We start from the raw sequence: 19,603 nt of genomic DNA, 5'->3' as shown, positions 1-19,603 counted from the left end.
CAGCTCCTTAGATAACGAAGACCGACGAACCCGTCGTCTTGCGCGATTCCAGATCACGATGCGCTTGCGCCGCGTCCTCGAGCGCATAGCGCTGATTCAACTCGATCTTGATGCGTCCCGACGCGATGAGCCCGAAGATTTCGCCGGCAAGCTCGTCCTTCTCGGCCGGATCGGCGATGTAGTCGGCCAGAGCCGGGCGGGTCAGATACAGCGAGCCTTTCATTGCCAGCAGTTGCGGATTGAACGGCGGGATCGGGCCGGAGGCCGTGCCGACGCAAACCAGCAGACCGCGACGTTTCAGCGAATCGAGCGAAGCCTCGAAGGTGTCCTTGCCGACGCTGTCGAACACGACGTTCACGCCGACGCCATCGGTCAGTTCGCGTACGCGCTTCGCGACGTCTTCGCGGCTGTAGTTGATGACGTGATCGCAGCCGTGCGCGCGGGCCACCTCGCCCTTCGCCTCACTCGACACCGTGCCGATCACGGTCAGACCCAGCAGCTTCGCCCACTGCGAAACGATCAGGCCGACACCGCCGGCGGCGGCATGCAGAAGGATCGTGTCGCCGACCTTGAAGTCGTGAATGCGGCGCATCAGGTACGCGGCGGTCAGGCCGCGCATGGTCATGCCGGCAGCCGTTTCGCAGTCGATCGCATCGGGCAGCCGGATCAGCGGCGCGGCCGGAATCAGGCGTTCGGTGCTGTACGCGCCGAGCGTGTTGATGAAGCCCGTGTAGGTCACACGGTCACCCACCGCGACGTTCGTGACGTCGGGGCCCACGGCCTCGACCACGCCCGCGGCCTCCACGCCCATCCCCGCGGGCAGCGGCACCGGATACAGGCCGCTGCGGAAGTAGGTGTCGGCGAAATTGAGGCCCACTGCCTGATGGCGCAGGCGAACCTGACCGGGACCCGGGTTGCCCACTTCGACGTCCTCGTAGCGCAGGACCTCGGGACCACCGGTTTCATGAAAGCGCACTGCCTTTGCCATGTTGACTCTCCAATTCTTTGCTTGATCTGCACTTCGCAGAATTCATTGCGCCCGCGGCGCAGTTACAGGTTCCGTTCTCCGCGCCGTCCGCGCGGCACCATCCGATGTCAGCGTGCGGCCTGTTCGCGCAGCGTGTTCAGCCGATCGAGATCGCCCGAGTAGTTCCGTTTGCCGATCATGAATGCGGCGGCCGCGACGAGCGGTGCGAACGGCACCAGTTGCAACGCGCCCAGCAATCCGATCCGATCGGCGATGATCCCCGTCAGAACAGCCGCCGGTGCGAGGCCCAGCAGGTTGTTCGCGAGCGTCAGCGTCGCAAACGCCGAGGCGTGAATGGTCGGCGGCGTGAGGTTTGCCACCATCGCACCCGACGGGCCGCTCGCACCGGCGCAGAAGAACATGCCGACGCCGATCACGACCAGTTGCCACGGCCCCGCCGTCATGTGGAAGCCGATCGCGAGCAGAACGAAACAGGCGAGGCAGTAGGTGATCGCGGCACTCCACTTGCGTTCCCGCACGTTCTTGCTGAGCCGGTCGGCGAGGTTTCCGCACACCACCATGCCCACCCCGGTCACCAGCACGAACACCGCCGCGCACATCGCAGCCTTGCCGGTGGCCATGCCGTAGTAGCGGTTCAGGAAGCTCGGCATCCATGCCCACACAGCGGCGGGAACCATCAGATGCAAACCGCTGCCCACATAGGCGCACACCACGGACTTCGTCGAAAACAAACCCTTCATCAGTTCGCGCAGGCTCATGCGCATGCCGCGCGTTTGCGTCTGCTTCGTCACGCTCGCCGGCTGCAGCGGCGCAAGACGCTTTTCGGTGACGACGAGGCGGTAGATCACGACCAGCACGATCCCCATCGCCGCCATCGCGCCGAATGCGGAGCGCCAGCCGAGGTGAGCCGCCACCGCGCCGCCGAGCGCCATGCCCAGCACCGAGCCGAACGCGCCGCCGGCCATGAAGGTGCCGGTCAGCGTGGAGCGCAGCCGCACCGGAAAGATGCTCAGGACAACTGCGATGCCGACACTGCCATAAGCCGCTTCACCGATTCCGACGAAGGCACGCGCCAGCAGCAACTGTCCGTAGTTCGCCGAGATCGCGCAGCCCACCGTCGCGAGACTCCACATCGCCGCCATCAGCACGATGCTCTTCACGCGGCCCCAGCGGTCGGCCAGCACCGACAGTGGAAATGTGAGCACACCGACCATCAGCGCGACCACGCTGCTGAGCGAACCCAGCTGCGCATCGGACAAATTCCATGCCGCCTTGAGCGGCGGAAACACGGCATTCAACACCTGCCGCGACATATAGTCGGAAAGCAACAATCCGACCGTCAACGCAAACACCACCCACGCATAAGCGCGCACATCCGTCTTTGCTGCCTTAACTTCGCCCGCCGTGGGCGCTGCATGCTGAACGAGCATGTTTAGTCTCCTTCCACGCTGACTCCGTGGCGGCCGCCTTGCCCGCTTGGGCCGACGACCTGTTATGGATTCAGCTATCTGCTCCCGCTATCCAGCGGGAGCGTTACCCATGAAGCCCGGCCTCGGCCAACGCGTCGGCCCGGGCTCCTGGCATTCACGCCGCGCGAAGCGGCAGGTTCCTGACGCCGGCCTGGCGGTTCGGCGCCATGCCGTTGGCGCTGAGCGTTTCTTCGACCGTCTCGTACTGCACACCAATACGATAGATCTCGCGGGCTTCTTTACCAGTGGCAATTTCGCGGCCCAGTTCGCGCGCGACGCGCACGCACTGTTCGATCTGCTGTACCGACGTGAAGCGCTTACCGTGCTGATCGATGATCGTGTCCTCGATGCCGCAGCGCGGATGCAGGCCCATCGACATCGCCATCATGTTGAACGGCAGCACGTTCTTCAGCAGCGACTCGGCGGTCAGCGTGCAGCCATCCGGCGCGCGATGCACGAAGTTGAAGAAGTTGAACGGGTTCGGGCCGTCGAAGCCACCGCCGATGCCGATCCACGTCAGGTTCAGCGGGCCCTTGTAGACGCCCTTGCGCACGAGGCGCTCGAGCGTTTCGAGCGCGTGAATGCCGGTGAGCTGGAAGTGCGGCTGGATGCCCGCAGCCTGCAGGCGGCGCAGATGCTCCTCGACCCATGCGGGACCGGCCGGAACCGTCATTTCGCTGTAGGCGGCCATGAACGCAGGGTTGGAAAGCGAGGTGCCCGCCAGATACTCGAGATAGAGCAACTCCATGATGTTCATCTGCGTGGTATTGATCGCGACCGTCACCTGATCGGGCTTCGGATCGAGCTCGGCCAGCATATGGCGGGTATCGTCGGACAGCCACTTCGCGGCCTGTCCGTCGTCTTCCGGTGCGAACGAGATCGAGCCACCGACCTGAATGATCATGTCGGGCACAGCGGCGCGCACACCCGCGATCAGTTCATTGAACTTCGACAGGCGCTTCGAGCCCTTGCCGTCCAGTTCGCGCACGTGCAGGTGCAGTACCGTGGCGCCGGCGTTGTAGCAATCGACGGCCTTCTGGATCTGCTGGTCCATCGTCACGGGGATGTCTTCCGGGAAGTCCGCGGGCATCCATTCCGGGCCGTAAGGGGCGGTGGTGATGACTACCTTGTCCTGATTCTCAGGGTGCAGCGAATCGTCGAGAAATTGCATTTGATTGCCTCCATCCAGTTGTGAGTGACGGTGTTCCGCTATCGCGAGGTCGCATGAAAATTTGCTGGAACACATCGAACGACATGTGCACACGATACGGGAATCAAGCGCTACACTTTTATGATTGGACGCCATCCTTTTAGCGATTCGTGCCACTGCGCGTTAACACCAATAATTGCGCGAAGCAAGCGTTTAATGACAAGAAAAAGACTCAGCGTTTGAATCGTCCGGAGAAACTACGATGGAAACGATGGTGACGTCGGTGGCCATGAGCGGTTATTTCGAAGTGGCGCGACGGCTCGGACTGAATCCGGTCGAGCTCGCGAAACAGGCCGGCATCGATGCCGGCGCGCTCGCGAATCCGGACGATCGCGTATCGGCCACCGCCTGTTGCCGGCTGCTCGAAATGACGGCCGAAAAGGCGTCGTGCCCGACCCTCGCGCTGCAAATGGCGGAAACGCGGCAGACCTTCGGCAGCGGCGTAATCAATGTCCTGCTCGCGCACAAACGCACGCTGCGCGAAGTCTTGCTGGCCGCGGCCGAATACCGTCATCTGCTCAACGAAGCGCTGGCGGTGTACGTCGAGGACGCGGACAAAACGGTCACCATTCGGGAGGAACTCGTCGTCGAACCGGGTACCCCGACGAAGCAGGCGATCGAACTGGCGCTCGCCGTGCTCGCGCGGCACTCCAGTGCTCTGCTCGGCAAGTTCTGGAAACCGCGCGAGCTCCATTTCACACACGCCGCACCGAAGGACCTGACGTTCCATCGACGCTTCTTCGGCTGTCCGCTGCAGTTCGGCAGCGACTTCAATGGCTTCGTCTGCGCGAGCGCCGATCTCGACTACCCGAATCCGCTGGCCGATCCTGAACTCGTGCGCTATGCGGAGAGCCTCGCCTCTCCGAAGAACGCGAGCGCCGCGGAATCGGCCGCGCTCGAAGTGCGCAAGGCGATCTACCTGCTGCTGCCGCTCGAACAGGCGAACGCCGAGCTGGTCGCACGTTATCTGCATCTGAGCGTGCGCACCATGCAACGGCAGTTGAGTTCGGCCGGCACCAGCTTTTCGGATCAGGTCGAGGAAGTCCGCGGCGAACTCGCCGTGCGCTACATGAGCAATCCGACCTACCCGATCGGACGTGTGTCGGCGCTGCTCGGCTATGCGCAACAGGGATCGTTCACGAACTGGTTCGTGTCGCGCTTCCATATGACGCCGCGCGACTGGCGCGCGAGCCATGCGAAGTGACGACGAAAAAAAAGGAGTGTGATGCACTGAACATCACACTCCGTCATTGCCGCACGCGCTGTCGCCATCCGCTCATTCCGCGCGAAGCTTCACATAGCGGCCCGGCGCGCTCTCGATAGGCTTGTACTTCCGATTGCCGAGCTTGGTGCGCGCCTCGACCTGCTCTCCGGAATGCTGCTTGACCCATTCGATCCAGTGATTCCACCAGCTGCCGCGCTGCTGAACCGACGTCGCGAGCCACTCGTCGGCGTTCTCGTTGCAGGTATCGTTGGTCCGGTAGCTGCGCTTGTTCTTCGACGCTGGATTGACCACACCCGCGATATGGCCGCTTGCCCCGAGCACGAACTCGGTTTGACCACCAAGTAGTTGCGTCGACTGATAGGCGGATCGCCACGGCACGATGTGATCTTCCTCGGCCGCCATCAGATAGCTTGGGATATCGACGTTGCCGAGATCCACCGGCGTGTTGCAGAACGTCAGTTTGTTCGGCACGCGCAGACTGTTTTCGAGGTACATGTTGCGCAGATAGAAGCTGTACATCGGGCCGGGCAGATTGGTCGTGTCCGCGTTCCAGTACAGCAGGTCGAACGCGGCTGGGGCTTTGCCTTTCAGGTAATTGTTCACGACATACGGCCAGATCAGATCGTTGGCACGCAGCGCCTGGAATACGAAGCCGAGTTCGCGGCCAGGATAAAGGCCGCCGCGACCGATCGTGTGCTCGCGCATCGCCACGCCCTGCTCGTCGATGAACACGCCGAGATCGCCCGGGTCGGTGAAGTCGAGCAATGCCGTCAACAGTGTCAGGCTCGCCACCGAGTCCTCGCCGTTCGCACGCATGACCGCCAGCGCCGACGACAGCATCGTGCCGCCCACGCACCAGCCCAACGCATTGACCTGGTCGGCCCGGCTAATCTCACGCGCCACCTTGAGCGCCTGCATCACGCCGTCCTCGAGGTAGGCGTCCCACGTGGTCTGCGCCATGTCCTGCTGCGGGTTGCGCCACGACACGACGAACACCGTCAGGCCTTGCTCGGAGGCGAAGCGCACGAACGAATTCTCGGGCTGCAGATCCAGAATGTAGAACTTGTTGATGCACGGCGGAATGATCACGAGCGGCCGCGCGGCGACCTTCGGCGTCAACGGATCGTACTGGATCAGCTGAAACAGATCGTTTTCATAGACCACCGCGCCGCTGGACGTGGCCACGCTGCGGCCCACTTCGAATGCGCTTCGGTCGGTGATCGAAATCGAGCCGCTGCCCAGATCGTCGAGCAGATGCGTGACGCCCGACAGCAGGCTCGAGCCACCCGATTCCACCGCCTCCCGGAGGACCTCGGGATTCGTCGCGAGGAAATTCGCGGGGCTGGCGCAGTCGATGAACTGGCGCATCAAAAAGCGCAGCTTGTGCTTGCCTTTTTCGTCGAGCGTACTCGCTTCGACGAAGTCCGCGAGCGCCCTCGCATTGATCAGATAGCTCTGTTTCAGAAGACTGTACCAGCCGTTGCTGGACCAGTCGTCGGCGTGAAAGCGCCGGTCTCCCTGCTCGGGTTCGGCGACCGCCTTCAACTCCGTGCGCCCGCCGATCAATCCGGCGACGGCATCGCTCCACAGTTGCGCCTGCTTTTGAAGGTAGTGGGCGCTCGTGTGGGTCACGGAGCCTCGCGCGAACGGCCCGGCGAAATCGAAGCCGGAGCCGTCGGTGTCAGGCACCGACGCATCGAATTCTTCCTTGAGCGGCGAAAAACGCCAGAAATCGAAGCCGGCCTTGACCCAGCCCGTGGAAAACTCGTGTGGCATGCTGAATGGCATTCTCATGGCGGGGCTCGCTATCATGCTTCGCTGGCGACGCAAGCCGCGTCCTCGACGACACGGTCGCGGCAGCTTGTCGGCATCACCGTCGCCTCGCCGTCGACCACCACCTTGCCGCCGACCGTGCAAACGGTGGACAGCACCACGCGGCGCTTGTCGTGGATCAGTTCCTTGACGGTCACTTCGGCCTGCACGGTATCGCCGGGTCGGACCGGCGCCTTGAAGCGCAGGTTCTGGCCGAGATAGATCGTGCCCGGACCGGGCAGCTGGCCCGCGAGCGCCGCGGAGATGATGCTGGCGGTCAGCATGCCGTGGGCGATGCGCCCCTTGAAGGGTGTGGTTTGCGCAAACTGCTCGTTGATGTGAACCGCGTTGATGTCTCCCGACGCGCTCGCGAAGAACAGAATGTCCGCCTCCGTGATGGTCTTGGCGAACCGGCCACTCATGCCCAGTTGCAGGTCTTCGAAATCGTATCCGTTAAGCTCATTCATGATTATTCCGCTTGCTGGGGGCGGTTAGCCGAGCGCCTGCTCGAGTTCCGGCACGAGGGTGAACAGATCGCCGACGAGGCCGTAGTCGGCCACGCTAAAGATCGGCGCTTCTTCGTCCTTGTTGATCGCGACGATGACCTTCGAGTCCTTCATACCGGCGAGATGCTGGATCGCACCCGAGATGCCGACCGCGACGTACAGTTGCGGCGCGACGATCTTGCCGGTCTGGCCGACCTGATAGTCGTTCGGCACGAAGCCCGCGTCGACGGCTGCGCGCGATGCGCCCAGTGCCGCGCCGAGCTTGTCGGCCAACGGCTCGAGCACCTTCGTGTAGTTCTCGCCATTGCCGAGACCCCGGCCACCCGACACGATGATCTTCGCGCTCGTCAGTTCCGGACGATCGAGCTTCGTCACTTCGCGGCTCACGAACTGCGAGATGCCGGCGTCGGCTGCGGCTTCGATCTTCTCGACCGCTGCGCTGCCGCCAACGGCCGCGACGGCGTCGAAGCCGGTCGAGCGTACCGTGATCACCTTGATCGGGTCTTGAGATTGAACCGTTGCGACCGCGTTGCCCGCGTATATAGGACGCTCGAACGTGTCGGCGCTGTCCACCGCGGTGATGTCGCTGATCTGCGCGACGTCGAGCTTCGCGGCGATACGCGGCGCGACGTTCTTGCCGTACGCGGTAGCCGGCGCAAGGATGTGCGTGTAGTTCCTGGCCGCATCCTGCACAAGCGTCAGCACCGTCGCTTCGACGTTTTCCGCGAGACCCGCTTCGAGTTGCGGCGCGTCGGCGAGCAGTACCTTGCTGACGCCGGCGATCTTCGCTGCGGCATCGGCAGCAGCCTGCGCGTTATGCCCCGCGACCAGCACGTGAATCTCACCGCCGATCTTCTGTGCCGCTGCGATCGTATTCAGCGTCGCGGCCTTGATCGACGCGTTATCGTGTTCTGCAATTACCAGATTCGTCATTTCTTGCGTCTCCTCACAGCACCTTGGCTTCGTTCTTCAGCTTCTCGACCAGCGTCTTTACGTCCGGCACCTTCACACCGGCGGAGCGCTTCGGAGGCTCGGCGACTTTCAGCGTCTTCAGACGCGGCGTGACATCCACGCCGAGGTCTTCGGGCTTCACCGTTTCGAGCGGCTTTTTCTTGGCCTTCATGATGTTCGGCAGCGTCACGTAGCGCGGCTCGTTCAGGCGCAGATCGGTCGTGACCACGGCCGGCAGCGTCAGCGACAGCGTTTCCGCGCCGCCATCCACTTCGCGCGACACCGTTGCCTTGCCGTCCGCCACGACCACCTTCGACGCGAACGTCGCCTGCGGCAGGTTCGCGAGCGCGGCGAGCATCTGGCCGGTCTGGTTGGAGTCGTCGTCGATGGCCTGCTTGCCGAGGATCACCAGCTGCGGCTGTTCCTTGTCGACCAGCGCCTTGAGCAGCTTGGCAACGGCCAGCGGCTGCAGGTCTTCGTTCGATTCGATCAGGATCGCGCGGTCCGCGCCGATTGCGAGCGCGGTGCGCAGCGTTTCCTGCGACTGCGTCACACCGGCCGACACGGCGATCACCTCGGTCGCGACGCCCGCTTCCTTCAGACGCACGGCTTCTTCAACCGCGATTTCGTCGAACGGATTCATCGACATTTTCACGTTCGCAATATCGACGCCCGTACCGTCCGATTTCACGCGGACCTTCACGTTGTAGTCGACCACTCGCTTGACTGCTACAAGAACTCTCACAACACTCTCCTTCCCACACCGATAGGGCCGAGCCCTATCGTCTTGAATGACATTACGTCCGTTGATCGATCAGAACTGGTCTTCGCGCAGCGCCAGCGCGCCTTCGCCATCGCGAGCGCCGCGAAGCGTCGCTTCGAGCGCGATTGCACGAGGCAGCACCTGCGTCGCGTAGGTGTGCGCGGTCGCGATCTTCGCGTCGTAGAAGCCCGGGTCTTCATCGCGCTTGTCGGCGGCGAGCACGAGCGAGCGGGCGACTTGCCAACCCGCGAGCACGATGCCCGCGAGCATCAGATAAGAGACACTGCCCCCGAACACCGCATTCGGATCGCGCTTGACGTTCTCGACCACGTAACGCACCGCGCTGTGCAACGCGTTGCGGCCGGCGGACAGATGACGGTGCATCGCCTGGAAAGCCGCGCTCGAACCATACGAGGGGTGCCCTTGCACCGCGGCCAGCGTCGCGTCGATCTGCGCGAGCAGCGTCCCGGCCACCTCGCCGTTGTCGCGCATGGTCTTGCGGCCGACGAGGTCATTCGCCTGGATCGCCGTCGTGCCTTCGTAGATCGGCAGAATGCGCGCGTCGCGGTAGAACTGCGCGGCGCCGGTTTCCTCGATGAAGCCCATGCCGCCGTGCACCTGCACGCCGAGACTCGTCACCTCCAGCGACATCTCCGTGCTCCAGCCCTTCACGATCGGCACCAGGTATTCGTAGATCGCCTGATGATTCGCACGCGTCGCGCCGTCCGGATGACGATGCGCGAGATCGCAATGCGACGCCGACACATAGGCCAGCGCGCGTGCGCCTTCGGTCAGCGCGCGCATCGTCGACAGCATGCGGCGCACGTCCGGGTGCTGGATGATCGCGACAGACTGCTTCGCGGAGCCATCCACGGGACGGCTCTGCACGCGCTCCTTCGCATACGCAACAGCCTGCTGGTACGCGCGATCCGAGATCGCCACGCCCTGCACGCCCACCGCGAAACGCGCCGCGTTCATCATGATGAACATGTACTCCAGACCGCGGTTCTCCTCGCCGACGAGCTGCCCGATCGCGCCGCCGTGATCGCCGAACTGCAGCACGCCCGTCGGGCTCGCCTTGATGCCGAGCTTGTGTTCGATCGATACGCAGTGCACGTCGTTGCGCTCGCCGAGCGTACCGTCTTCATTGACGAGGAACTTCGGCACGACGAACAGCGAAATGCCTTTCACGCCTTCCGGTGCGTTCGGCGTACGTGCGAGCACCAGATGCACGATGTTTTCCGTCATATCGTGCTCGCCCCAGGTGATGAAAATCTTCGTGCCGAAGATCCGGTACGAGCCGTCGCCCTGCGGCTCGGCGCGGGTGCGCACCAGCGACAGGTCGGAGCCCGCCTGCGGCTCGGTCAGGTTCATCGTGCCGGTCCACTCGCCGGAGATCATCTTCGGCACGTAGCGTTGCTTCAGTTCGTCGCTACCCGCCGTCAGCAGCGCTTCGATCGCGCCGTCGGTCAAGAGCGGGCACAGCCCGAGCGACAGGTTGGCGGCGTTGAGCATTTCGATGCAGGGCGTCGACAGCAGCTTGGGCAGATCCTGGCCGCCGTATTCAGACGGATGTTGCAAACCCTGCCAGCCGCCTTCGCTGAATTGACGAAACGCATCCTTGAAACCGGCCGTGGCGGTCACCGCGCCGTCCTTCCAGGTGCTCGGGTTGCGGTCGCCGTCGACGTTCAGCGGCGCGAGCACGCCTTCGTGCAGGCGCGCGGCCTCTTCGAGCACCGCACGGGCGGTATCGGCGGTCGCGTCCTCGCAGCCGGGCAGGCCCGCCAGTTGGTCGATTCCGGCCAGTTCCGTGATTGCAAACAGCATGTCTTTGAGAGGCGCGACGTAGCTCATTACCATTCTTCCGATCAGATAGTCCGTAGGGAAAGTCACCCGTGTGGCACCGATGCGGCCGGGGTAACGTATGGCTGAATCGTAGCGTCGGAGAGGCCCTGCCCGGTTGTCCAAACCGGACGATCTATTGACATCTCTGGCCACGTCGGAGGAAGTAAGCGCCCCGTGGGAAGTGCGTCGGCGGGTGCTATCGACGCATTGATACGACGAGATCAGCCACCCCGGCGATAGGCCGCCGGGGTGCTGCCGGTCCAGTGACGGAACGCTCGATGGAATGCGGTGGGGTCGCCGAAGCCGACGTCGCCCGCGATGATGGCGATCGGCTCGTGGGTGCCGGTCAGGCGCTGGATCGCGATGTCGCGGCGCAATTCGTCCTTGAGCACCTGGAACGCCGTGCCCTCGGCGGCAAGATGACGGCACAGCGTTCTGACCGAACAGTGCAGGCCTTCCGCCGCCTCTTCGATAGACGGGATGTCGGGCAGCCGGGACGCGAGATGTTCCCGCACGCGATGACTGAACAGCTGCTCGTTGAACGACACGAAGATCCAGTCTTCCGGCGCGCGAGCGAGAAACCTGCGCAGGTTCGCCTTGCGCTGGCGCACGGGCAGATCGAAATAGCTACTGCTGAACTGCATCGAGGTCTGATTGCAGTCGAACTTCGCCGGTCCGGGAAACAGATAAAGATACTCGAGCGCGTGAGCAGGACGGGGGAAGGCGAACTGCACCTGGAGCAACGCAATGCGCTGACCGATCAGCCAGGACGCGATCCCGTGCGCGAGCTTCAGCATCAGCTCCTGGCCCAGCATGCTGGGTTGCGCGCCCGTGCTTCCCGGATGCAAGGCCAGCGTCGCAACGAGGTCGCTGCGGCGCGATTCGAAACGGAAGTCGTCGAGCACCAGATGGAAGAACTGGCCGAACCGATGCATCGCGGTTTCGAGGTTCGGCGCATCCAGCAGGCTCAGACACAGAAACTTGAGCGCACCGCTGCGCAGCGGGCGCGAGAAAACGCCGGGCATCTCGTCGTCGAGTTCGATCGCGAGCGAGCGGTAGAGCGTCGAGAACTGTTCCTCGGTGACGCGCGCGCCAGGCTGGCTCAGCAGCGCGCGCGGGATATTCGCGCCGGACAAATGCCGGTCGACGATATCAGGCCGCGTCCCGACGCTGCCGACGAACCCATTGACGAGCGAGATCGGTACGGTGGCGCCAGGAGCTTGCATGACAGGGTTCCGCGAGGCGAAGACGCATCAGCATAGCGCCTCCCGCCGCATCGTGGCGAGGGTTCGGCGAATCGCTACGCGAGTGCCGGGTTTGCGGCCTGGCGCTTTCCGCTAGCGGGTCGCCTATTGCGCCGATGCGTGCGAGCGCAGATACGGCAGGTAGCCGTTCTGGGTCTTCAGGATCTTCTCGGCGCACTCGTCATAGTCGTCGCCCTTCGCGCTGTCGGGCCCATACATGCCGCGGCACTGCGCGAACAGCGACAGTGTCGCGCCGCCCGTGCTCTTGTTCGCGCGGGTCGCTGAGAAAGCGGCTTTGCCCGAATCGTCGGGCACGTCGGTATCGATCGCGACCGCGTCCGCGCGGATCACGTGCGTGTCGGAATGCTGCTCGATATAGCGTTTGGTCGCCGCCCACGCGGCATCGCAATTCGCCGGTGTGCAGTCGATCACCGCGTCGCGTTGCGCGGCGCGGAGGTTCGGCTCGCTATGAAGGATTTCCTGCTGGGCGCGCTGCGCCTGCTTTTCCGGGGACGACGAGCAGGCGGCGAGTGCGCATGCGACGAGTGCGAAGGCTGCGATCTTTTTCATGAGTAGACTTCGAAGGCCATGTTCGAGCGCGATTATAGCCGCGTGAGGAACGCGGTCACGCATTCAACCCACCGCAGAGGCCCCTAACTATTCGCCACCAGCAGTTCCTCCGCATTGCCCGGCGGGCGCAGCCCATCCGTGCGAGCCGCGAAGTAGCGCTGCGTCAGATCGGCCGCGGACACATGCCGCGCGTCGTCAAAGCCTGCTTCACGCGCCATGTCGATCATCTGCTGCGGCATGAAGAAGCTGATGAACGGCGTACCGCTCGCACGCGCGCCCTTCTCCGCCATTTCGAGTCCGGGGCGCACGTCCGGGTCCGCCATCTCCAGCGGCAACAGAAACGTCATCGCGAACGTCGAGCCGCGCGCGAGCCCGGCAACTTCACGCAACGTCGCCGCATTCGCCTCCCTGGTCAGATACATGCTGACGCCGGTCGACACGACCACGGCTGGCCTGCTTTCGTCGAAGCCTTCGGCGACCAGACGCTGCCGCCAGCTGTCGCCCGCTTCGAAATCGACCGGCACGAAACGCAGCCAGTCCGGCAGGCCGTAACCCAGTTCGCTGAGCCGCTGACGCTTCCACGTTTGCGGTCCCGGCGGATCGACCTCGAACACGGTGAGCCGCGACGCGATGTCGGGCCGGCGTTGCGCGAAGCTGTCGAGACCGGCGCCGAGGATCACGTATTGATCCACACCGCGCCCGGCCTGCTCGACGACCAGATCCTCGATAAAGCGTGCGCGCGCGACGATCGACGCACGAAACGGCCGCGTGAACCGAAGGTCCATGTCGCCGCGGCTGAGCCAGTCTTCGGCGGGAGCCAGCAATTGCAAGCCGACTTCGTCTTCGAGCACGTGCGGCGGCGCGTCGGCCTGCACGTGCAGCGCACGCCATAGCGCGACGCGCGCGGCGGTGCTGTCGGGTGCGATGTGGGGTTGATTGCTCATGATATTTGCCTGTATTCGCCTGGACTCAATGAAAAAACGGCAGCGTGAGAAACAGTTTGATCACGATCGCATTGACGATGTCCATGAAAAACGCACCGGTCATCGGCACGATCAGGAACGCGATATGGGAGTGGCCGAAGCGGTTCGTGATCGCCTGCATGTTCGCGATCGCGGTCGGCGTCGCGCCAAGTCCGAGCCCGCATTGCGCCGCGCACAACACGACCGCGTCGTAGTTGCGGCCCATCGCGGGGAACGTGATGAAGATCGCGTAGAGCGCCATCAGCAGCGTTTGCGCCGCGAGGATCGAGATGATCGGCAACGCGAGCGCGGCAAGCTCCCATAGGTCGAGCCGCATCAGCGCCATCGCGAGAAAGAGCGCGAGCGCGACGTTGCCGACCAGCGCGACCGCGTGCTGGTCGATCCGCACACGCATGAGCGCGAGCACGTTGTTCAGGATCACGCCTATGAACAGCGTGCAGACGAAGGTCGGCAATTCGAACACGGTGTCCGCGATCCAGTCGGCAAACACTTCGCCGCCCGCGAGGCAGATCGAGATCAGCGCGAGTGTCGTGATGATCGCGGCGGGCGTGGTGGCCTGCTCCGCCTTCGGCTCTTCGAAGACCAGCGTTTCGTCCGCTAGCTGCTGCACGCGCAGCAATTCGTCGGCGCTGATCCGCCGCATCAGCACACGGGCGACCGGACCGCCGAGCACGCCGCCCATCACGAGTCCAAAGGTCGCGCAGCCGATCGCGATCTCGGTCGCCGACTCCAGCCCGTGGCGTTCGGTGAAGACCTGGCTCCACGCGGCGCCGGTGCCGTGCCCGCCCGACATCGTGACCGAGCCGCCGAGAATGCCGAGCAGCGGATCGACGCCGAGCGCGAACGCGAGCAGGATGCCGATCACGTTCTGCAGGATCAGCAGCCCGCTGACCACCGCCAGAAAGCGGATCAACACCGGCCCGCCCGCCTTCAGATTCGACAGATGCGCATTCAGACCGATCGTCGAGAAGAACGCGAGCATCAGCGGCGCCTGCAGCGTCGAATCGAACCTGACCTGCACTTGCGTGGTGATGCGTGTGATCAGCACGCAGATCGCAACGATGAGCCCGCCTGCCACCGGCGCCGGAATCGAATAGGTTCGCAGCACGCCGATCCATTGCACGAGCTTTTCGCCGAGCAGCAGCACGAGCGACGTCGCGACCAGCGTGGCATATACGCCGACAGTCATGAATGGCCTCCGAGCGCGAACCTGCGACATCTTAGCCAATCCGTCCAGGCTAAGTATGATTTTCCTTGACGCAATGCAGTCGGCCGATGACGTCGCGCCACAACGGGAGAAATGAACCGAACCTCTATCCGCGCTATCTACGCTCGCGGATCCGGCGAGGTCCGGGAGTGGGTTCTGGCACCAGGGACCGAGCGTGGCAAAACGTCCAGAACACCCGCATACAGGGCTCCGCTGGCTGCGTGCATGGCATCAGTGCCGATCGGCGCTACGAGTAAACCCCCTACGCTCAGGCGCGGTCGGCAATCCCGCAATGCGATGGTCCTCTTCGCGAACCGCCTCCTGCGGGCGCCGGCTCGCACGTGCGCGCAACGTTGGTCTGCGGACCTCTAGCCTGTTACAACGCTTCCCGCCTGCTTTGGGCAAGCCCTGGCAGCCCGTGTCAGGCGGGCAGGAACGCGGCATGCGCAGACAGATTCGCGCCGTCCAGCCGACGGCGCTCCGCATGCGTGGCACGGCGGAGGGAAGACCCAACTACCAACTCCAATGGAGGTCCGGATGTTCATGCACGACAAACGCCTGCAGTACACGGTTCGCGTCGGCACGACCAATCCCGGGCTCGCGAATCTGATGCTGGAGCAGTTCGGCGGTCCGCAAGGCGAACTGCCCGCCGCGATGCGCTACTTCACCCAGGCCGTTGCGGAAGAAGACCCCGGGCGCAAGGACATGCTGTTCGATATCGCCACCGAAGAGCTGAGCCATCTCGAGATCATCGGCTCGATCGTCGCGATGTTGAATCGCGGCGCGAAAGGGGAACTCGCCGAAGCGGTCGAGCAGCAAGCCGGGCTTTATCGCAAGCTCAACGGCGCGGGCAACGACAGTCACCTGACCCAGGTGCTATACGGCGGCGGACCGCCGCTGACGAACTCCGGCGGCGTCCCGTGGAGTGCCGCGTACATCGACACGATCGGCGAGCCGACCGCGGACCTGCGCTCGAACATCGCGGCCGAAGCGCGCGCGAAGATCATCTATGAACGGCTGATCAACGTCACCGACGCGGCAGCCAACGCGGCGGGCGACATCGAGACCCGCCAGGTTTGCGAGCAGATTCTGCCGCAGGAAATCGAAATGGCGAAGTGGCTGCTTGAGCACCTGCCGGAGACGGTCACGCAATTCCTTGGCCGCTCTGCTGCGGACCGCGACGAAGCGAAAAGGTAGACACACGTGGGATTCGAGACGCGCAATCGCGTCGCCAAGTGAGCACTTTGGCCTTTGCGGCGCGGTCCGCATCGGACAGCGGAGTGGCTTCGCCGTCAGCGTTATCGGCAAGGCGATCGCGACAATCAACCTGGAGCATTGCGAATGGCAAGCCAGCCCCGAACAAACGACGATCACCCGGCAGGACATGCGTCGCCCCATCTCGATGACGAGGAGCGCGACCAGGCTTCCGCGCACAGTTCACCTCGCGCGCTGGTGATTCACGAGATCATCCGGGAGGAAGGCGAGACGGCGCTTGGCCGCAAGCCGCTCGCGCTGCTGTGGTCCGCGTTGGCGGCCGGGCTGTCAATGGGTTTTTCGTTTCTGACCCAGGCGGTGCTCGAAAGCAAGACCTCGTCGCCCGGTCACGGCGGCATCTCGCTGACTGGCGCCGCAGGCTATTGCGTCGGCTTCATCATCGTCGTGCTCGGGCGCCAGCAACTATTCACCGAAAGCACGTTGACCGTGCTGCTGCCGGTCCTGACGAGGCGCAGTCTGCCGGTTGCCGCTATCGCGCTGCGGCTATGGGTGATCGTACTGGCCGCGAATCTGGCCGGGACATGGATCTTCGCCGGGATCCTTACGATGCCGACGTCGTTCGGGCAGAAGCTTGCTCCGGTTCTCGACCAGTTGTCGCAAGCCCCGTACGGCTCCACCTTTGCTTCCACGACGATGAAGGCGGTTCTCGCGGGCTGGCTAATCGCGCTGATGGTCTGGCTGCTGCCGAGCGCGAGATCCGCCGCCGTGCTGATCGTCGCGGTCCTCACGTATGTTGTTGCAGTGTGTGATCTGGCGCACGTGATTGCTGGCTCAGTGGAAGCGGCGTACGCGGTGCTGCGCAGCCATGCCGCCGTGCAGGACTATCTGCTGCGATTTTTCGCGCCGACGCTGCTAGGTAACGTGGTCGGTGGCGTCGCCCTCGTCGGGCTGCTGAACCATGCGTCGATCGCGCCCGAGATGACAGGCCGCGACGGCTGATCTCGGCCACGCGCAGCGCATCACACCCGAGCCGACATGAACTAGGCCCCGCCAACGATGCTCTTTGACGGCACGAGCCGTGCTACGCGGATGGGTACGTAGTTCCCGGAGCGCTTCCCAAACTGGAGATCGTCATGAAGCTGATAGTGGCAGGAGTGGGCGTAATTTCATTGATTGCCGGCGCTTACGCGTTTGCGCAAACCAATACCGGCAGCGTGCAGCCGAAGCAGGATGCTCACAGCGCGCAGCCGGGTACCGCCGGGCAGAGCATGAGCCGTGCCGCGGACGCCGGTACCGGCAAACCGGCGAGTGGCACATTGATGCAAAAACGCGAAAGTGGCATGTCGCCCCAAGGCGCGTCCGGCTCTAACGCGACCGGCGCGATGAAGCAGTGACGACAACGCGAGGCACAGCTCCTTCGTGAGTGGGACCACGGAGGCACGCACGAAAGGAGATGCCGAATGCTGGTCGGTCGATGCGCGCGCGGCAACCGTTGCGATGTGACCGATGGATCTCATCGGCCCCGCCATATCGAGGCATGGCTAATGCTCGGCCGAAAGTGCATTTCAACAATGCTTCGCCATCGTGATGTACTTGTGTGTCAATGATTTGCGGCCGACACAAATGACAATCGGCTCGCGTTACGTAAGCGCCAAAGCGCTGCTGACCGACCGTCATTCCAACGACATCAACGCGTTCATGGAGCGACATGCGGTCCGCGTCGCGTTGGGACCGGGACGCTCTTTCTTTATTGTCGATCATCACCACTGGGCGCGCGCCTGGCGGAGCATGAGAATCGACAACGTTCCGGTGAGAGTTTTGGCTGATTTCGCTGCTTTGGAGACCGACGAGTTTTGGGAACACGTGAGGCAAAGGCATTGGCTACACCCGTTCGATGATCGTGGCTTGCGACGCGCGATCGGCGAAATGCCGATGTCGCTTTCAGCAATGATGGACGACCCCTATCAAAGCCTCGCGGCATTTGCGCGACGTGCTGGCGCCTACCGAAAACCAAAGCGTGCGTACGAGTCGTTTCTGTGGGCAAGCTTCTTCAGGACGAGATTGCGTTTGCCGGTCTAGCCAGAGGAACATGGTTCGGTTTCGCGTTCGCGCCGTACTGTGCCCATCCCTCTCGAGCGCCTGCAGCAACTCGAGCTGGTGGCCGTTTCGAGACTGCGCAGCCGAAATGGCATCGTCTGCCTGCCGGAGGTCGCGAATTTCGTCGTGCAGATTCATGCGCCCTCCTGACGCCGAATATCGGTAGTTTATGGAGGTAGCAACATGACACCAACGGATACATGCAGGTTTCTGGACTCGCTCGGCGACGAAGCTCGAATCCTCGCGTTGAAGCACTTCAGAACGAGGTTCGACGTTACAACAAAGTCCGACGCGACCCCCGTCACAATCGCGGACCGCGAGATAGAACGACGGCTTCGTGAACTCATCTTGTCGCGGCATCCATCGCACCACCTTGTGGGCGAAGAGGAAGGCGGCGAGACTGGAGACGGAACAACCTGGGTGATTGACCCCATCGACGGCACGAAGAGCTTCGTATCGGGTCTTCCGCTGTTCGGGACGCTCGTCGCGGTACTCGAAAGTCGACTTCCTGTCTACGGCCTGATTGAAGTCCCAGCACTGCGTGAGCGCTGGATAGGCTACGGCAATAGCACCGTTCTCAATGGCACTCCGTGCAAAGTCAGTTCATGCACGCGATTGCGCGATGCCCGACTCTGCACAACGGACCCGCAGATATTTATCGGTGAAGCGTCACGGGCCTTTTCAACGCTGTCGCGTTCTGTCGCAATCTCCCGGTTCGGAACCGACTGTTACGGTTACGCCTTGTTAGCCTCGGGTTACATTGACCTCGTTGTGGAAGCAGACCTGGAAATTTACGATGTGATGGCGCTAGTGCCTGTCGTTCGGGGCGCGGGTGGCATCGTTACTACGTGGTCGGGTCATCCAATCACTGAACGTTTCGATGGTACGGTCGTCGCGGCTGCGACTCCCGGGTTGCACACCGAGGCGCTTGGAGTCCTCGGAAAACCGTAATCGCGTCACCGGCGCTACATTGGCCAAAAAATTACAGCGACATCTGCATCAACGGATATAAGGTCAGATGCAAGGTGCCCACGTCGGACACCTCCACACTGACAGGCGTGGCCGACCCCACTTCGCGGGCCGAAGCAGGTTTGTACGCGTCGTTTAGCTTGGATGCTGCCAGGTTGCTAGCGCTGATTAGCGAAACAGGCACGGGGGATGCGCCACGTAAAAAATAGCCCATTCCATCCTGGAGAGAGATCATGGCCGCAAGCACACAGTCCAGCGTCTACAAGGTTACAGAAATTGTCGGCACGAGTCCGACTTCCTGGGAGGAGGCTGCGAAAAATGCTGTAGAAACCGCTGCTAACTCGCTTCGTGATTTGCGAATCGCCAATGTCTGTAAGCTCGACATGAAGATCGACAACGGCAAGGTGGTTGAATATCGGACCCGGGTGTCCGTGTCGTTCAAGTATGAGACTTGAGAGTTCGGCTGATCGCAAGACGTGACGAACTCGAACGTGGCGCGCCGGGCTGCGGGTGGAAGGTGGACCGCTGAAGCCTCCGGCCAATCCAATC

Annotated in this window: 20 protein-coding genes; 8 read left to right on the top strand and 12 right to left on the bottom strand. The window is 63.1% G+C overall.

Translation table 11 applies throughout. The features are described 5' to 3' along the window. Positions 1 to 7: 7 nt before the first annotated feature. From QFZ94_RS12660 to QFZ94_RS12650, 3 genes are all read right to left on the bottom strand, one after another. Entirely contained in the window at positions 8 to 988 is a 981-nt protein-coding gene (locus tag QFZ94_RS12660) for a quinone oxidoreductase family protein (protein WP_368587139.1), read from the bottom strand. A 107-nt stretch (positions 989 to 1,095) separates the two neighbouring features. After that, positions 1,096 to 2,418: an MFS transporter gene (locus QFZ94_RS12655; RefSeq protein WP_410850327.1), complete on the bottom strand. Its 1,323-nt coding sequence runs from the start codon at positions 2,416 to 2,418 to the stop codon at positions 1,096 to 1,098. Positions 2,419 to 2,572: 154 nt separating this feature from the next. After that, positions 2,573 to 3,628, bottom strand: a complete 1,056-nt coding sequence (locus tag QFZ94_RS12650) for a 3-keto-5-aminohexanoate cleavage protein (RefSeq protein WP_429457247.1) — start codon at positions 3,626 to 3,628, stop codon at positions 2,573 to 2,575. Between the two features lie 241 nt (positions 3,629 to 3,869). On the opposite strand from QFZ94_RS12650, the gene QFZ94_RS12645 reads away from it, so the two are divergent. Next, positions 3,870 to 4,871 (top strand): AraC family transcriptional regulator, encoded by a 1,002-nt coding sequence (locus tag QFZ94_RS12645; RefSeq protein WP_368587142.1) that lies wholly within the window; start codon positions 3,870 to 3,872, stop codon positions 4,869 to 4,871. Positions 4,872 to 4,943: 72 nt separating this feature from the next. Here QFZ94_RS12645 and phaC read toward each other — a convergent pair whose 3' ends face one another. The 9 genes from phaC to gltS form a co-directional block, all read right to left on the bottom strand. Further along, the gene (phaC, locus tag QFZ94_RS12640) at positions 4,944 to 6,686 is read right to left on the bottom strand and encodes a class I poly(R)-hydroxyalkanoic acid synthase (RefSeq protein WP_429457244.1); all 1,743 of its coding nucleotides are present in this window, start codon (positions 6,684 to 6,686) and stop codon (positions 4,944 to 4,946) included. Positions 6,687 to 6,700: 14 nt separating this feature from the next. After that, positions 6,701 to 7,171: a MaoC family dehydratase gene (locus QFZ94_RS12635; RefSeq protein WP_368587144.1), complete on the bottom strand. Its 471-nt coding sequence runs from the start codon at positions 7,169 to 7,171 to the stop codon at positions 6,701 to 6,703. Between the two features lie 24 nt (positions 7,172 to 7,195). After that, positions 7,196 to 8,143, bottom strand: coding sequence for an electron transfer flavoprotein subunit alpha/FixB family protein (locus QFZ94_RS12630; protein ID WP_429457242.1), 948 nt, complete (start codon positions 8,141 to 8,143; stop codon positions 7,196 to 7,198). Between the two features lie 13 nt (positions 8,144 to 8,156). Next, the gene (locus QFZ94_RS12625) at positions 8,157 to 8,906 is read right to left on the bottom strand and encodes an electron transfer flavoprotein subunit beta/FixA family protein (RefSeq protein ID WP_368624054.1); all 750 of its coding nucleotides are present in this window, start codon (positions 8,904 to 8,906) and stop codon (positions 8,157 to 8,159) included. Between the two features lie 69 nt (positions 8,907 to 8,975). After that, entirely contained in the window at positions 8,976 to 10,778 is a 1,803-nt protein-coding gene (locus QFZ94_RS12620) for an acyl-CoA dehydrogenase (protein ID WP_429457239.1), read from the bottom strand. 212 nt (positions 10,779 to 10,990) lie between these two features. Next, the gene (locus QFZ94_RS12615) at positions 10,991 to 11,995 is read right to left on the bottom strand and encodes an AraC family transcriptional regulator (protein ID WP_429457237.1); all 1,005 of its coding nucleotides are present in this window, start codon (positions 11,993 to 11,995) and stop codon (positions 10,991 to 10,993) included. A 123-nt stretch (positions 11,996 to 12,118) separates the two neighbouring features. Beyond that, entirely contained in the window at positions 12,119 to 12,583 is a 465-nt protein-coding gene (locus tag QFZ94_RS12610) for a hypothetical protein (RefSeq protein ID WP_368584708.1), read from the bottom strand. 83 nt (positions 12,584 to 12,666) lie between these two features. Beyond that, complete coding sequence (locus tag QFZ94_RS12605; protein ID WP_429457235.1) at positions 12,667 to 13,527, bottom strand: class I SAM-dependent methyltransferase; 861 nt, start codon at positions 13,525 to 13,527, stop codon at positions 12,667 to 12,669. A 25-nt stretch (positions 13,528 to 13,552) separates the two neighbouring features. Continuing rightward, positions 13,553 to 14,755 (bottom strand): sodium/glutamate symporter, encoded by a 1,203-nt coding sequence (gltS, locus tag QFZ94_RS12600; RefSeq protein ID WP_429457233.1) that lies wholly within the window; start codon positions 14,753 to 14,755, stop codon positions 13,553 to 13,555. 555 nt (positions 14,756 to 15,310) lie between these two features. Here gltS and QFZ94_RS12595 point away from each other — a divergent pair. The 7 genes from QFZ94_RS12595 to QFZ94_RS12565 all read left to right on the top strand — a co-directional run bounded on the left by QFZ94_RS12595 (position 15,311) and on the right by QFZ94_RS12565 (position 19,509). Then, positions 15,311 to 15,970, top strand: a complete 660-nt coding sequence (locus QFZ94_RS12595; protein WP_429457231.1) for a DUF892 family protein — start codon at positions 15,311 to 15,313, stop codon at positions 15,968 to 15,970. A gap of 144 nt (positions 15,971 to 16,114) precedes the next feature. Next, positions 16,115 to 16,987: a formate/nitrite transporter family protein gene (locus tag QFZ94_RS12590; RefSeq protein ID WP_410850321.1), complete on the top strand. Its 873-nt coding sequence runs from the start codon at positions 16,115 to 16,117 to the stop codon at positions 16,985 to 16,987. A 134-nt stretch (positions 16,988 to 17,121) separates the two neighbouring features. Then, complete coding sequence (locus QFZ94_RS12585) at positions 17,122 to 17,382, top strand: hypothetical protein (protein ID WP_368584704.1); 261 nt, start codon at positions 17,122 to 17,124, stop codon at positions 17,380 to 17,382. Positions 17,383 to 17,611: 229 nt separating this feature from the next. Further along, on the top strand, positions 17,612 to 18,067 hold the full coding sequence (locus tag QFZ94_RS12580) for a ParB/Srx family N-terminal domain-containing protein (RefSeq protein WP_429457228.1): 456 nt from the start codon (positions 17,612 to 17,614) through the stop codon (positions 18,065 to 18,067). 39 nt (positions 18,068 to 18,106) lie between these two features. After that, positions 18,107 to 18,235, top strand: a complete 129-nt coding sequence (locus QFZ94_RS12575) for a hypothetical protein (RefSeq protein ID WP_429457227.1) — start codon at positions 18,107 to 18,109, stop codon at positions 18,233 to 18,235. A 33-nt stretch (positions 18,236 to 18,268) separates the two neighbouring features. Further along, the gene (locus QFZ94_RS12570) at positions 18,269 to 19,036 is read left to right on the top strand and encodes an inositol monophosphatase family protein (protein ID WP_429457225.1); all 768 of its coding nucleotides are present in this window, start codon (positions 18,269 to 18,271) and stop codon (positions 19,034 to 19,036) included. Between the two features lie 251 nt (positions 19,037 to 19,287). Then, positions 19,288 to 19,509, top strand: coding sequence for a dodecin family protein (locus QFZ94_RS12565; protein ID WP_429457223.1), 222 nt, complete (start codon positions 19,288 to 19,290; stop codon positions 19,507 to 19,509). The last annotated feature ends 94 nt before the right edge of the window (positions 19,510 to 19,603 follow it).

Source organism: Paraburkholderia sp. JPY465 (assembly GCF_050436725.1).
GTDB classification, from domain to species: Bacteria; Pseudomonadota; Gammaproteobacteria; order Burkholderiales; family Burkholderiaceae; genus Paraburkholderia; species Paraburkholderia youngii.
Note: the sequence above shows the minus strand (reverse complement) of the source record. Positions and strands in the feature narration are given on the sequence as shown.

What these genes read in the sequence shown, in the direction of transcription:
- QFZ94_RS12645 (WP_368587142.1), top strand. Translation starts at nt 3,870, where the DNA reads ATGGAAACGATGGTGACGTCGGTGGCCATGAGCGGTTATTTCGAAGTG.
- QFZ94_RS12620 (WP_429457239.1), bottom strand. Translation starts at nt 10,778, where the DNA reads ATGAGCTACGTCGCGCCTCTCAAAGACATGCTGTTTGCAATCACGGAA.
- QFZ94_RS12570 (WP_429457225.1), top strand. Translation starts at nt 18,269, where the DNA reads ATGACACCAACGGATACATGCAGGTTTCTGGACTCGCTCGGCGACGAA.
- QFZ94_RS12610 (WP_368584708.1), bottom strand. Translation starts at nt 12,583, where the DNA reads ATGAAAAAGATCGCAGCCTTCGCACTCGTCGCATGCGCACTCGCCGCC.
- QFZ94_RS12615 (WP_429457237.1), bottom strand. Translation starts at nt 11,995, where the DNA reads ATGCAAGCTCCTGGCGCCACCGTACCGATCTCGCTCGTCAATGGGTTC.
- phaC (WP_429457244.1), bottom strand. Translation starts at nt 6,686, where the DNA reads ATGAGAATGCCATTCAGCATGCCACACGAGTTTTCCACGGGCTGGGTC.
- QFZ94_RS12605 (WP_429457235.1), bottom strand. Translation starts at nt 13,527, where the DNA reads ATGAGCAATCAACCCCACATCGCACCCGACAGCACCGCCGCGCGCGTC.
- gltS (WP_429457233.1), bottom strand. Translation starts at nt 14,755, where the DNA reads ATGACTGTCGGCGTATATGCCACGCTGGTCGCGACGTCGCTCGTGCTG.
- QFZ94_RS12585 (WP_368584704.1), top strand. Translation starts at nt 17,122, where the DNA reads ATGAAGCTGATAGTGGCAGGAGTGGGCGTAATTTCATTGATTGCCGGC.
- QFZ94_RS12565 (WP_429457223.1), top strand. Translation starts at nt 19,288, where the DNA reads ATGGCCGCAAGCACACAGTCCAGCGTCTACAAGGTTACAGAAATTGTC.
- QFZ94_RS12660 (WP_368587139.1), bottom strand. Translation starts at nt 988, where the DNA reads ATGGCAAAGGCAGTGCGCTTTCATGAAACCGGTGGTCCCGAGGTCCTG.
- QFZ94_RS12635 (WP_368587144.1), bottom strand. Translation starts at nt 7,171, where the DNA reads ATGAATGAGCTTAACGGATACGATTTCGAAGACCTGCAACTGGGCATG.
- QFZ94_RS12580 (WP_429457228.1), top strand. Translation starts at nt 17,612, where the DNA reads ATGACAATCGGCTCGCGTTACGTAAGCGCCAAAGCGCTGCTGACCGAC.
- QFZ94_RS12650 (WP_429457247.1), bottom strand. Translation starts at nt 3,628, where the DNA reads ATGCAATTTCTCGACGATTCGCTGCACCCTGAGAATCAGGACAAGGTA.
- QFZ94_RS12595 (WP_429457231.1), top strand. Translation starts at nt 15,311, where the DNA reads ATGTTCATGCACGACAAACGCCTGCAGTACACGGTTCGCGTCGGCACG.
- QFZ94_RS12655 (WP_410850327.1), bottom strand. Translation starts at nt 2,418, where the DNA reads ATGCTCGTTCAGCATGCAGCGCCCACGGCGGGCGAAGTTAAGGCAGCA.
- QFZ94_RS12630 (WP_429457242.1), bottom strand. Translation starts at nt 8,143, where the DNA reads ATGACGAATCTGGTAATTGCAGAACACGATAACGCGTCGATCAAGGCC.
- QFZ94_RS12590 (WP_410850321.1), top strand. Translation starts at nt 16,115, where the DNA reads ATGGCAAGCCAGCCCCGAACAAACGACGATCACCCGGCAGGACATGCG.